Below are 13,063 nucleotides of genomic sequence, written 5' to 3' on the forward strand. Positions count from 1 at the left end.
GGAACCAACCTCCGCGCTAGCCTCCGTACGCCCCCGAAGCCGTCAGCCGCAGCGCCGTGTCGATCAGCGGCACGTGGCTGAACGCCTGCGGGAAGTTGCCGACCTGGCGCTGCAGCCGCGGATCCCACTCCTCGGCGAGCAGCCCCAGGTCGTTGCGGAGGGCGAGCAGCTTCTCGAAGAGCTTGCGGGCCTCGTCGACCCTGCCGATCATCGCGAGGTCGTCGGCCATCCAGAACGAGCAGGCGAGGAAGGCACCCTCGTCACCCTCCAGGCCGTCCACGCCCTCGTCCTCGCCGGACGTCGGATAGCGCAGGATGAACCCGTCCGACGTCGACAGCTCCCGCTGGATCGCCTCGATCGTGCCGATGACGCGCTTGTCGTCGGGCGGCAGGAAGCCCATCTGCGGAATCAGCAGCAGCGAGGCGTCCAGCTCCTTGGAGCCGTACGACTGCGTGAAGGTGTTCCGCTCCTTGTCGTAGCCCTTCTCGCACACGTCGCGGTGGATGTCGTCGCGCAGGTCGCGCCACTTCTCCAGCGGGCCGTCCGCGTCGCCGGACTCGATGAGCTTGATGGTGCGGTCCACGGCGACCCAGGCCATCACCTTGGAGTGCACGAAGTGGCGGCGCGGTCCTCGCACCTCCCAGATGCCCTCGTCCGGCTCGTCCCAGTGGTCCTCCAGGTAGCGGATCAGTTTGAGCTGGAGGAGTGAGGCGTAGTCGTTGCGGGCCAGGCCCGTCATGTGGGCCAGGTGCAGGGCCTCGGTGACCTCGCCGTACACGTCCAGTTGGAGCTGGTGGGCCGCGCCGTTGCCCGCGCGGACCGGCTGGGAGTTCTCGTACCCCGGCAGCCAGTCGAGCTCCGTCTCGCCGAGCTCGCGCTCGCCCGCGATGCCGTACATGATCTGGAGGTTGTCCGGGTCGCCCGCGACCGCCCGCAGGAGCCACTCGCGCCAGGCGCGGGCCTCCTCGCGGTAGCCGGTGCGCAGGAGCGAGGAGAGCGTGATCGCGGCGTCGCGCAGCCATGTGAAGCGGTAGTCCCAGTTGCGCGAGCCCCCGATGTCCTCGGGCAGCGAGGTGGTGGGCGCCGCGACGATCCCGCCGGTCGGCGCGTAGGTGAGCGCCTTCAGCGTGATCAGCGAGCGGACCACGGCTTCCCGGTAGGGGCCGTGGTACGTACAGTGCTCCACCCACTCCCGCCAGAAGCTCTCCGTGGCGGTGAGCGCCGCCTCGGGCTCCGGCAGCGCCGGCGGCTCCTTGTGCGAGGGCTGCCACGAGATGGTGAACGCGATCCGGTCGCCCGGCGCCACCGTGAAGTCCGAGTACGTGGTGAGGTCCTTGCCGAAGGTCTCGGCGGTGGTGTCCAGCCACACCGAGTCGGGTCCGGCGACGGCGACCGTGCGCCCGTCGACCTTGTGCACCCAGGGCACCACGCGCCCGTAGCTGAAACGCATCCTCAGCGCGGAGCGCATCGGGACGCGGCCGCTCACGCCCTCGACGATCCGCACCAGCTGCGGGGCGTCGGTGTCGCGCGGCGGCATGAAATCGATCACGCGGACGGTGCCGCGTGAGGTGTCCCACTCGGACTCGAGCACCAGGGAGTCGCCGCGATAGGTGCGGCGCGCGGCAGCGGGAGGCTGCGCGCCCGGGGCGTGTGCGGGCCCCAGGCGCCAGAAGCCGTGCTCCTCGGTGCCGAGCAGGCCGGCGAATACGGCGTGGGAGTCGAAGCGGGGCAGGCACAGCCAGTCGACTGTGCCGTCCCGGCAGACCAGCGCTGCGGTCTGCATGTCTCCGATGAGTGCGTAGTCCTCGATGCGCCCGGCCACGTGCATCTCCAGTCGAACGGCCACGTTCGCCCCGCGGGGCGCTTACTGGTCAGCGGTCAAGTGATCGTTGACGAGCGCTTGTTCCGGGTGCAAGGCGGGGTGATGCCGTGTGCCGGAGGGGGCTCGGCAGCGAGTGTCCGAGCAGGATACGACGCACCCTGGTGATCTGTGCGCCCCTCTCGGCAACGAGGCTCCGCCGAACGGGTGAGCGCCAGGTGAGGGGCGGTGCACCGGCGACACGAGGGCGTGGATGCGCGGTGACGGTGTTGTGTGCGCACCGTGGCGGAGCGTGGTCGGGAGCAGCCTCGCCATGTCGCTGATACCCTGGTAGCCCGTGAGCCGGTGGTCATAGAACCCCCGAACCGCAGCGACGGCACCTCCCCCGAATCCCTGGTGAGAGCGCCGGTACGCACCTCCAGACCGCGACCACGGGAGCCCCCCTTTGGCTATGCAGCCCAAATCCACGACGACCAAGCACATCTTCGTCACCGGGGGTGTCGCCTCTTCCCTCGGCAAGGGTCTGACTGCCTCCAGCCTGGGTGCGCTCCTCAAGGCGCGTGGCCTGCGTGTCACGATGCAGAAGCTCGACCCGTACCTGAACGTCGACCCGGGCACGATGAACCCCTTCCAGCACGGCGAGGTGTTCGTCACCAACGACGGCGCCGAGACCGACCTGGACATCGGCCATTACGAGCGCTTCCTCGACGTCGACCTCGACGGCTCCGCGAACGTGACCACCGGCCAGGTCTACTCCCAGGTGATCGCCAAGGAGCGGCGCGGCGAGTACCTCGGCGACACCGTCCAGGTCATCCCGCACATCACCAACGAGATCAAGCACCGCATCCGCCGCATGGCGACGGACGACGTGGACGTCGTGATCACGGAGGTCGGCGGCACGGTCGGCGACATCGAGTCCCTGCCGTTCCTGGAGACCGTCCGCCAGGTCCGCCACGAGGTCGGCCGCGACAACGTCTTCGTCGTGCACATCTCGCTGCTGCCCTACATCGGCCCCTCCGGCGAGCTGAAGACCAAGCCGACCCAGCACTCGGTCGCCGCCCTGCGCAACATCGGTATCCAGCCGGACGCCATCGTCCTGCGCGCCGACCGCGAGGTGCCCACCGCCATCAAGCGCAAGATCTCGCTGATGTGCGACGTGGACGAGGCCGCCGTGGTCGCCGCCATCGACGCCAAGTCGATCTACGACATCCCGAAGGTCCTGCACACCGAGGGCCTCGACGCCTACGTGGTGCGCAAGCTCGACCTGCCCTTCCGCGACGTCGACTGGACCCAGTGGGACGACCTGCTCGACCGCGTGCACAACCCGAAGCACGAGGTCACCGTCGCCCTGGTCGGCAAGTACATCGACCTGCCCGACGCCTACCTCTCGATCACCGAGGCCATGCGCGCGGGCGGCTTCGCCAACAAGGCCCGCGTCAAGGTCAAGTGGGTCACCTCGGACGACTGCAAGACCCCGGCGGGCGCCAAGAAGCAGCTCGGCGACGTCGACGCGATCCTGATCCCCGGCGGCTTCGGCGACCGCGGTGTGAACGGCAAGATCGGCGCGATCCAGTACGCCCGTGAGAACAAGGTGCCGCTGCTCGGCATCTGCCTGGGCCTGCAGTGCATCGTGATCGAGGCCGCCCGCAACCTCGCGGACATCCCCGACGCCAACTCCACCGAGTTCGACGCCGCCACCGCCCACCCGGTGATCTCCACCATGGCCGAGCAGCTCGACATCGTCGCCGGCGAGGGCGACATGGGCGGCACGATGCGCCTGGGCATGTACCCCGCCAAGCTCGCCGAGGGCTCCATCGTCCGCGAGGTGTACGACAACAAGGAGTACGTGGAGGAGCGCCACCGTCACCGCTACGAGGTGAACAACTCCTACCGCGCCGACCTGGAGAAGAAGGCCGGCATCCAGTTCTCCGGCACCTCCCCGGACGGCAAGCTCGTCGAGTACGTCGAGTACCCCCGCGAGGTGCACCCCTACCTGGTCGCCACCCAGGCGCACCCGGAGCTGCGGTCCCGCCCGACCCGCCCGCACCCGCTCTTCGCCGGCCTCGTGAAGGCCGCCGTCGAGCGCAAGACGGGCGGCAAGTCCGGCAAGTAACACCAGAGCGATACGGTTGCCGGGGTGCGCGTCTTTCGGGACGCGTGCCCCGGTTTCTGTTTGCACGTGTGGGAGGGCAGAGCGACATGACGATCAAGGACACCGCCGAGGAATGGCAGATCACGGAGTCGAAGACTCCGTTCGTCGGCAACAAGACCTCCGTCCGCGTGGACGACGTGGTCATGCCCGACGGGTCCGTCGTCCACCGCGACTACCAGGTCCACCCCGGCTCGGTGGCCGTCCTCGCGCTCGACGACGCGGGCCGCGTCCTGGTCATCCACCAGTACCGCCACCCCGTCCGCCACAAGCTCTGGGAGATCCCCGCGGGCCTGCTCGACGTCCCCGGCGAGAACCCGCTGCACGCCGCCCAGCGCGAGCTGTACGAGGAGGCGCACGTCAAGGCCGAGGACTGGCGCGTTCTCACCGACGTCTACACCACCCCCGGCGGCTGCGACGAAGCCGTGCGCGTCTTCCTCGCGCGTGATCTGTCCGAGGCCGAGGGCGAGCGCTTCGAGGTCTCCGAGGAGGAGTCCGACATGGAGCTCGCGCGCGTACCCCTGGAGGAGCTCGTGCGCGGCGTCCTCGCCGGGGAGCTGCACAACAACTGCCTGGTGGTGGGCGTCCTTTCGCTGTACGCCGCCCTGAACGGCGACGGCGTCGAGTCGCTGCGCCCGGCCGAGGCGCCCTGGCCCGCCCGCCCCTTCGAGGTCTAGGGACTTCGCGCGGGAACCCTTCGGGGCACGGGGCTTCGTCGACATTCCGATATGACGATCCACTGATCCGATCGGGCGACTTGTGGGCGCCGCGCGGCCGGGAGCGCCGCAGGGCCTGAACTAGGCTCTGAAAGCGTCCCGACCGGAGTCCCGGCGGGTTCGTGCGCAGGGACGGGAGCGTGGCCCGTGACGGATCAGGCGGTCGACACGGACGGTGCGGCGGCAGGCGGCGCGGTGCCGTCGCCCGCGAGTGCCGCGTTGGAGTCGACGAAGGCTCAATTCGTCGGCAGGCGCCGGGAGTTGAAGGAACTCCGCGCGGACATCGACCGGGCCGGGCTCGACACGCTCTCGGGCCGCAAAGCTCCTCGCGCGCGTGTGCTGCTCGTCGCTGGCCGCCCCGGCTCGGGCCGCACCTCGCTCGCCGAGGAGCTCGCCAGGCAGCTCGCCGACGACTACCCCGACGCGGTGCTGCGGGCCCGGCTCACGGAGCCCGACGGAGCCCCGGTGCCGACCGAGCGCACCGCCCGTGAACTGCTCGACGCCCTGGCCGTGCCCGCGCCCCCCGGGGCCGACGAGGACCAACTCGCCGAGACCCTCAGGGACGCCCTGAAGGAGCGCCGCGCGCTGTTGCTCCTCGACGACGCGTCGGACGCCGAACAGGTCGACCCGCTGCTTCCGGACACCCCCGACTGTCTGGTCGTCGCGGTGTCCGAGGGGCCGCTCACCGGCATCCCCGACGTCAGGCCGTGCACGCTCGGCGGCCTGGACAAGGCGGCCGCCGTGGAGTTGCTCGCACGCGCCGCGGGGCCCGTGCGCATCACCGTCGACCCGCGCTCCGCCGAGTCCCTCGTCGAGGCGTGCGCGGCGCACCCCGCGGCCCTCGTGCTGGCCGGCGGCTGGCTCTCCGTACGCCCCAAGGCGGCCGTCGCCGACCTGGCCAAGCAGGTCCACGACATGCCGGACGAGGGATCGCCCCTCGACCGTGTCTTCGCCCACACCTACGCCTCGCTGCCCGCGCCCGCCGCGCGGATACTGCGATTCCTCTCCCTGGCCCCGACAGGGCACGTCGACCCGCACACGGCGTCCGCGCTCGCGGGCTGCTCGGTCTCCGCGGCCAGGACCACGCTCGACGACTTCGTCGCCCTCGGGCTGGTGCGGGCGGTGGACTCCCCGCTTCCGCAGTACGAGGTGCCGGGCTGCCTGGTGCCGCTGCTGCGCTCGCGCACCGAGAGCCAGGACCGTCTCGCCGAGGTCCAGCTGGCCAGGGCCAGGATGCTGGAGCGGACCGTGCGCCTGCTGCAGTCCTGCAGGGCGATCACGGAGGCGGACGGCTCGGCCGCCCGCAAGAAGCTCGCGGGGCTGCCGCGCGCGCTGCGCTTCCCGAACCCGCGCGCCGCCGCCGAGTGGCTGCGGATCCGGCAGCCCGCGCTGCTCGCCGCCGCGCGCCTCGCGGTGGCCGACGGGGAGCTCGACACCCTCGCGCGGCGCCTGATGGCGGCCCTGACGCGGGCCCTGGTCGCGCACCGCGGCACGGAGGACGCGGCCGCGGAGCTCTACGGCATCCATCAGCTGGTCCTGGACGTGGCCGAGCGGCGGAACCTGCCGCGCGAGAAGGCCGCGGCGCTGCTGAACCTCGCGGATCTGGACGCGCAGACGGGACGTACGCAGGACGCGCTCGCGCGCTATCGGGCGGCACTGGACGCGGGGCGGGCGGCGGGCGATCCGTACGCCACCGGGCGCGCGATGGAATCCGTAGGCGGCGCCTATCAGGAGCTGGGGGACTGGCAGCGGGCCTCCGACTGGTTCGGCAGGGCGCTGGCCCAGCGGCTCGCCCGCGGCGAGCGCACCGACGCGGCCCGCCTCTACGGCCGGATCGGCGCCGTTCACACGTACGCGGGCCGCTACGGCGAGGCCCTGCGCAGCTGGAGTTCGGCGGTCACCGGGCACCGCAAGAACGGCGATGTGGCCGCCCAGGCAAGGGCATTGAGCGAGATGGCGCGCGTGCAGGAGTACGCGGGGCGGCCCGAGGAGTCCCTGCGCACCTGCCAGGAAGCCGTCGAGTGGGCGCGGCACGCCAAGGACGTTCGACTGCAGGCGGCGCTGCAGCTCCGCCTCGCGGACACCCTGGAGCGGCTCGGCGATCCCGCGGCGGCCCGGCTGCACAGGGGCGCGGCCGAGCGCATGCTGGGAGCGGAGCTCCCGGAGGGTGCAAGGCTTGAATCGAACGGTGGAGCACAGCCTTCCGCCTACGAAATCCGTAGCGCATCTGCAGAAGATTGAAGCATTGAAAGGCTAGACAGCGAGAAATCCTTCATTAGACTGGCTCCGCCGCGTCCATCCGTGGTGTCCCCCGTTGCGCCCTCGTGTGCACCGGTCTGTAACGCATTGCCCGAAACATCCCCTGAGCCAAGGACCGTGATCGACGATGAAGGTCGGCATCCCCCGCGAGGTCAAGAACAACGAGTTCCGGGTGGCCATCACCCCCGCCGGTGTGCACGAGCTGGTGCGCCACGGCCACCAGGTCGTCATCGAGCGGAACGCCGGCGTCGGCTCCTCGATCACGGACGCCGAGTACGTCTCGGCCGGTGCCCAGATCCTGGACACCGCCGACGAGGTCTGGGCCACCGCCGACCTGCTCCTGAAGGTCAAGGAGCCGATCGCGGAGGAGTACCACCGCCTCCGCAAGGACCAGACCCTCTTCACCTACCTGCACCTGGCCGCCTCCAAGGAGTGCACGGACGCGCTCCTGGAGTCGGGCACGACCGCCATCGCGTACGAGACCGTGGAGACCGCCAATCGCGCGCTCCCGCTGCTCGCCCCGATGTCCGAGGTCGCGGGCCGTCTCGCCCCGCAGGTCGGTGCCTACCACCTGATGGCCGCCAACGGCGGCCGCGGCGTCCTGCCGGGCGGCGTCCCGGGCGTGGCCGCGGGCAAGGCCGTCGTCATCGGCGGTGGCGTCTCCGGCTGGAACGCCGCGCAGATCGCCATCGGCATGGGCTTCCACGTGACCCTGCTCGACAAGGACATCAACAAGCTCAAGGAGGCGGACAAGATCTTCGGCACGAAGATCCAGACCGTCGTCTCCAACGCCTTCGAGCTGGAGAAGGCCTGCCTCGAGGCCGACCTCGTCATCGGTGCCGTCCTCATCCCGGGCGCCAAGGCCCCGAAGCTGGTCACCAACGAGCTCGTCTCGCGCATGAAGCCGGGAAGTGTCCTTGTCGACATCGCGATCGACCAGGGCGGCTGCTTCGAGGACTCGCACGCCACCACGCACGCCGAGCCGACCTTCCCGGTCCACAACTCGGTCTTCTACTGCGTCGCCAACATGCCCGGCGCGGTGCCCAACACCTCGACGTACGCGCTGACCAACGCGACGATGCCGTACATCGTCGAGCTGGCCAACCGCGGCTGGGTCGAGGCCCTGCGCCGCGACCCGGCGCTCGCCCTGGGTCTCAACACCCATGACGGCAAGGTCGTTTACAAGGAGGTCGCCGAGGCCCACGGTCTCGAGCACATCGAGCTGGAGTCGCTCCTCGGCTGACCCCACCCGATCGACTCCCGTCGGTCATCGACACTTTCGTCAACGAAAGTCGTCAATCTCACGCCCGCGGCCGGACCTTGAGAGGGGTCCGGCCGTATGCGTATCAGTGCGGACACGCTCAACTCGCCTTGAACGTAACCCTTTAACCGTTTCGCCCACCCCTGAAACGTGCCGATGCCACGCCACACGCCCTTGACATCAGGGTGTTCCTTTGCCGACACATCGGGTCCGGTCCGGCGGATTGTGTTGCTGCGGAGCGGTGACACGCCATAGAGTCGCCAACCGTCGGCATGGTGCCACGCTGACCTATCTAGAAATTTCCTGGTCACCAAGGAGGTAAGACGACTTGTGAATGAGTCGACATTTGCTCCCGGGGGTGGTCAACCAGGAACCTCTGAGCGGGGCCAAGGACCCGTGGGGCTCGAGGCCGTCGGCTCGGTCGCTGTCCGCACCTTCGAAGCCCGGCAGAGCCCCCAGCCGACACAGTCAGCACCCCAGAGCATGGATGGCCATCACGTGAACGCCATGGCCGGCGACCGGAGTGGCGATAACACCCACACCCACCTCGCCGACTACGAGGAACTGCCCCAGGGGCACTTCTACGACCCCGACGCCGAGTACGAGCCCGATCCGGAGTACGCGGCCACGCTCGCCCCGGACGCGGCCCGTCAGCGCCGTGAGCGCATCGGCCCGACGGGACGCCCGCTGCCGTACTTCCCGATCCCGGGCCCGCTGACCGACCACGGTCCCGCGAAGATCATCGCGATGTGCAACCAGAAGGGCGGCGTCGGCAAGACGACGTCGACCATCAACCTGGGCGCGGCTCTCGCGGAGTACGGACGCCGTGTCCTGCTCGTCGACTTCGACCCGCAGGGCGCCCTCTCCGTGGGCCTCGGGGTGAATCCGATGGAGCTGGACCTGACGGTCTACAACCTCCTCATGGAGCGCGGCATGTCCGCGGACGAGGTGCTCCTGAAGACGGCGGTCCCGAACATGGACCTGCTGCCCAGCAACATCGACCTGTCCGCCGCCGAAGTGCAGTTGGTGAGCGAGGTCGCCCGCGAGTCCACGCTGCAGCGCGCCCTGAAGCCGCTCATGCAGGACTACGACTACATCGTGATCGACTGTCAGCCCTCGCTGGGCCTGCTCACCGTGAACGCCCTGACGGCGGCTCACAAGGTGATCGTGCCGCTCGAGTGCGAGTTCTTCGCGCTGCGCGGTGTGGCCCTGCTGACCGAGACCATCGAGAAGGTCCAGGAGCGGCTCAACCCCGACCTGGAGCTCGACGGCATCCTCGCGACGATGTACGACTCCCGCACGGTGCACAGCCGTGAGGTGCTCGCGCGCGTGGTCGAGGCCTTCGACGACCACGTCTACCACACGGTCATCGGGCGCACGGTCCGCTTCCCGGAGACCACGGTCGCCGGTGAGCCGATCACGACGTACGCGTCCAACTCGGTCGGCGCGGCCGCCTATCGCCAGCTCGCCAGGGAGGTGCTCGCCCGGTGTCACGCCGAGTGAGTCTGCCCGGGGCCGACGAACTGTTCCGTACGACCGGGGGGATGGCGCTCCAGTCGTCGTCGCCGCGACGCCAGGCGAACGGCGATGCGAGGGTGCCCGCTCCGGCGGGCGAGAGCGACGAGACGGCGGCCTCCGCAGAGGAGACCGCGGCGCAGGGCGACGGCGGCGAGTCCGCCGAACACGCGGCCACGGACGCGGAGTCGGGCGCCGAGTCGCGCAGCCGTGCCGAGGGCGAGAAGGGCGCCGGGCGCCGTGCGGCCCCGGCGCAGGAAGGTTCGGCCACCCAGAGCGGCGGCAAGTCCGGCTCGTCGACCGCGCAGGCGCGGCGGCGGGCGCGGGCCGCGAACCGGCGGCCCAGTGGGCGTGAGCGGCACGACGAGAAGATCACCGTGTACGTGTCCGCCGAGGAGCTGATGGACCTCGAGCACGCGCGGCTCGTGCTGCGTGGTGAGCACGGGCTCGCGGTGGATCGTGGGCGGATCGTGCGGGAGGCGGTTGCCGTCGTCCTCGCCGATCTGGAGTCCCGCGGGGACGCGAGCATTCTCGTACGACGGCTTCGTGGGCGGTAGGGGTAGCGTTCCCGCCTGATGGCCACGAACGACTACTCCGTACCGCCCGTCCGTCGGCGTTCCCTGGGGCGGGGCCCCGGGGCGGCTCCTGCGGAGTCGGCGCCCGCGGTGCCTGTGGCCGAGGCTCCTGAGCCGGAAACTCCCGCCGAACCCGATGACGGGCGGTTCAAGGTTCGCCTTGCGAACTTCGAAGGGCCCTTCGATCTGCTGTTGCAGCTGATCTCGAAGCACAAGCTCGATGTCACCGAAGTCGCGCTGTCCAAGGTGACCGACGAGTTCATGGCGCACATCCGGGCCATGGGGAGCGACTGGGATCTCGATCAGACGACCGAGTTCCTGGTCGTCGCCGCGACACTGCTCGACCTCAAGGCGGCGCGGCTGCTGCCCGCCGCCGAGGTCGAGGACGAGGCCGACCTGGCGCTGCTCGAAGCCAGGGACCTGCTGTTCGCGCGGCTCCTCCAGTACCGCGCGTACAAACAGATCGCGGACATCTTCAGCGGGCGGCTCGACGAGGAGGCGCGGCGCTATCCGCGGACCGTGGGGCTCGAACCGCACCATGCCGAGCTGCTGCCGGAAGTCGTCATCAGCATCGGGGCCGAGGGGTTCGCGAAGCTCGCCGTGAAGGCGATGCAGCCGCGTGCGAAGCCGCAGGTGTACGTCGATCACATCCATGCCCCGCTGGTCTCCGTGCGGGAGCAGGCCGCCGTCGTGATCGCCCGGCTGCGCGAGCGGGGCGAGCTCAGCTTCCGGGTGCTCGTCGAGGACGCGGGGGACGACACGCTCACCGTCGTCGCCCGCTTCCTCGCGCTGCTCGAGCTGTACCGCGAGAAGGCCGTCGCCCTGGACCAGGAGGACCCCCTGGGCGAGCTGATGGTGCGCTGGACCGGCGGGGACGGCGCCGACGAGCCGACCGTGACCGACGAGTTCGACCGGGCCCCCGAGCCGAGCGAGGACAAGGACGAGGAGAAGGTGTGAGTGCGCAGAGTCCTGTGGGGGAGCTTGCCGGGGCCGTCGCCGAGCTTGAGCTGCGGCCCGCGCTCGAAGCCGTCCTGATGGTGGTCGACGAGCCGGCCACCGAGGAGCACCTCGCGAAGATCCTGCAGCGGCCCAGGCGCCAGGTCGCCGACGCCCTGCGGGAGCTCGCCGACGAGTACACCGTGCAGAAGCGGGGCTTCGAGCTGCGCCTCGTCGCGGGCGGCTGGCGGTTCTACACGCGGCCCGAGTACGCCGCCGCCGTGGAGGGCTTCGTCCTGGACGGGCAGCAGGCCCGGCTCACCCAGGCGGCCCTGGAGACCCTCGCGGTCGTCGCGTACCGCCAGCCGGTCAGCCGCTCCCGGGTCTCCGCGGTCCGCGGGGTCAACTGTGACGGCGTGATGCGCACGCTCCTCCAGAGGGGTCTGGTGGAGGAGGCGGGCGCGGAACCCGAAACAGGTGCGATCCTGTACAGGACGACGAACTACTTCCTGGAGCGGATGGGCCTGCGCGGCCTGGACGAGCTCCCGGAGCTCGCGCCCTTCCTCCCCGAGGCGGACGCGATCGAGGGCGAGACACAGGAAGGCGTCCCGTCGTTCGACCCGGACGCACCCGATGCGCCGGGTTACGAGGACGCAGCCGACTAGACGGAACATTTGATGCGAAGCAGCAGCGGCAGGAACAGCAGCGGAAACAACGGCGGGAGCCGTGGTGGCAACAGCGGCGGCCGCGGCAACAGCGGTGGTCGTGGCGCGAGCGGCGGCGGCCGCGGCAATTACCGGGGTGCCGGTAACGGCCGTGACGACAAGCAGGGCGGCAGCGGCCGTCCGAAGAAGCCGCGTCCGGAGGAGCGGCGCTACGACGTGGGCTCCGGAGGCACGCAGGACGGTCCGAAGTCGGGCCGTGGCGCCTCGGCGCGCGGCGGTGCCAAGGGCGGCCCCAAGCAGGGCCAGGGCGGCAGCGGACGGGGGCGTTGGGCTCCGGCCACCTCCCGTGAGTACGACGCGCGGGCCGAGGAGCGCAACCGCGAGCGGTACGCGGGCAAGCCGAAGGTGAACCTGCCCAAGACCTTCCCGGGCGCCGAGCAGGAGGGCGAGCGGCTGCAGAAGGTGCTCGCGCGCGCGGGCTACGGCTCGCGCCGCGCCTGCGAGGAGCTGGTCGATCAGGCCCGCGTCGAGGTCAACGGCGAGATCGTCCTGGAGCAGGGCCTGCGCGTCGACACCGACAAGGACGAGATCAAGGTCGACGGCCTGACCGTGGCCACGCAGTCGTACCAGTTCTTCTCGCTGAACAAGCCCGCCGGTGTCGTCTCCACCATGGAGGACACCGAGGGCCGCCAGTGCCTGGGTGACTACGTGACCAACCGCGAGACGCGGCTGTTCCACGTGGGGCGGCTCGACACCGAGACCGAGGGCGTCATCCTGCTCACCAACCACGGCGAGCTGGCGCACCGCCTGACCCACCCCAAGTACGGCGTGAAGAAGGTCTACCTCGCGCACATCGTGGGCCCCATCCCGCGCGACCTGGGCAAGCAGCTCAAGGACGGCATCCAGCTCGAGGACGGGTACGCCCGCGCGGACCACTTCCGCGTCGTCGAGCAGACCGGCAAGAACTACCTCGTCGAGGTCACGCTGCACGAGGGCCGCAAGCACATTGTGCGGCGCATGCTCGCCGAGGCCGGCTTCCCGGTCGACAAGCTGGTGCGGGTGGCCTTCGGGCCGATCACGCTGGGCGACCAGAAGTCCGGCTGGCTGCGGCGGCTCTCCAACACCGAGGTCGGGATGCTGATGCAGGAAGTCGACCTGTAGACATCAC

At 70.3% G+C, this 13,063-nt stretch carries 10 protein-coding genes; 9 read left to right on the top strand and 1 reads right to left on the bottom strand.

All coding sequences use genetic code 11. The features are described from left to right. Positions 1-16: 16 nt before the first annotated feature. Positions 17-1,828 (bottom strand): glycoside hydrolase family 15 protein, encoded by a 1,812-nt coding sequence (locus tag AB0B50_RS07150; protein ID WP_362328200.1) that lies wholly within the window; start codon positions 1,826-1,828, stop codon positions 17-19. Between the two features lie 442 nt (positions 1,829-2,270). On the opposite strand from AB0B50_RS07150, the gene AB0B50_RS07155 reads away from it, so the two are divergent. The 9 genes from AB0B50_RS07155 (at position 2,271) to AB0B50_RS07195 (ending at position 13,056) form a co-directional block, all read left to right on the top strand. Next, positions 2,271-3,932, top strand: coding sequence for a CTP synthase (locus tag AB0B50_RS07155; protein ID WP_362326956.1), 1,662 nt, complete (start codon positions 2,271-2,273; stop codon positions 3,930-3,932). A gap of 86 nt (positions 3,933-4,018) precedes the next feature. Next, positions 4,019-4,645: an NUDIX hydrolase gene (locus AB0B50_RS07160; protein ID WP_362326959.1), complete on the top strand. Its 627-nt coding sequence runs from the start codon at positions 4,019-4,021 to the stop codon at positions 4,643-4,645. Positions 4,646-4,945: 300 nt separating this feature from the next. Further along, the gene (locus tag AB0B50_RS07165) at positions 4,946-6,925 is read left to right on the top strand and encodes a tetratricopeptide repeat protein (RefSeq protein ID WP_362328202.1); all 1,980 of its coding nucleotides are present in this window, start codon (positions 4,946-4,948) and stop codon (positions 6,923-6,925) included. A gap of 145 nt (positions 6,926-7,070) precedes the next feature. Then, positions 7,071-8,186, top strand: a complete 1,116-nt coding sequence (ald, locus tag AB0B50_RS07170) for an alanine dehydrogenase (protein ID WP_362326961.1) — start codon at positions 7,071-7,073, stop codon at positions 8,184-8,186. Between the two features lie 348 nt (positions 8,187-8,534). Continuing rightward, complete coding sequence (locus AB0B50_RS07175; RefSeq protein ID WP_079043497.1) at positions 8,535-9,707, top strand: ParA family protein; 1,173 nt, start codon at positions 8,535-8,537, stop codon at positions 9,705-9,707. Next, a complete protein-coding gene (locus AB0B50_RS07180; RefSeq protein WP_362326965.1) occupies positions 9,692-10,276 on the top strand; it encodes a hypothetical protein in 585 nt (194 codons plus the stop codon). Before AB0B50_RS07175 ends, AB0B50_RS07180 begins: the two co-directional genes overlap by 16 nt. An 18-nt stretch (positions 10,277-10,294) precedes the next feature. Then, the gene (locus AB0B50_RS07185; RefSeq protein WP_362326968.1) at positions 10,295-11,251 is read left to right on the top strand and encodes a segregation/condensation protein A; all 957 of its coding nucleotides are present in this window, start codon (positions 10,295-10,297) and stop codon (positions 11,249-11,251) included. Then, positions 11,248-11,895 carry an SMC-Scp complex subunit ScpB gene (gene scpB / locus AB0B50_RS07190; protein ID WP_362326971.1) on the top strand — a complete coding sequence of 216 codons (648 nt, stop codon included), beginning with the start codon at positions 11,248-11,250 and terminating at the stop codon, positions 11,893-11,895. The genes AB0B50_RS07185 and scpB overlap by 4 nt, the downstream gene beginning before the upstream one ends. A gap of 12 nt (positions 11,896-11,907) precedes the next feature. Beyond that, a complete protein-coding gene (locus AB0B50_RS07195; RefSeq protein ID WP_362326974.1) occupies positions 11,908-13,056 on the top strand; it encodes a pseudouridine synthase in 1,149 nt (382 codons plus the stop codon). Positions 13,057-13,063: the final 7 nt, after the last annotated feature.

This window comes from Streptomyces sp. NPDC041068, from assembly GCF_040647455.1.
Classification (GTDB): domain Bacteria; phylum Actinomycetota; class Actinomycetes; order Streptomycetales; family Streptomycetaceae; genus Streptomyces.

Bases quoted from the DNA above. Each gene is read 5' to 3' on its own strand.
- AB0B50_RS07150 (WP_362328200.1), bottom strand. From the start codon at position 1,828: ATGCACGTGGCCGGGCGCATCGAGGACTACGCACTCATCGGAGACATG.
- AB0B50_RS07155 (WP_362326956.1), top strand. From the start codon at position 2,271: ATGCAGCCCAAATCCACGACGACCAAGCACATCTTCGTCACCGGGGGT.
- AB0B50_RS07160 (WP_362326959.1), top strand. From the start codon at position 4,019: ATGACGATCAAGGACACCGCCGAGGAATGGCAGATCACGGAGTCGAAG.
- ald (WP_362326961.1), top strand. From the start codon at position 7,071: ATGAAGGTCGGCATCCCCCGCGAGGTCAAGAACAACGAGTTCCGGGTG.
- AB0B50_RS07185 (WP_362326968.1), top strand. From the start codon at position 10,295: ATGGCCACGAACGACTACTCCGTACCGCCCGTCCGTCGGCGTTCCCTG.
- AB0B50_RS07195 (WP_362326974.1), top strand. From the start codon at position 11,908: ATGCGAAGCAGCAGCGGCAGGAACAGCAGCGGAAACAACGGCGGGAGC.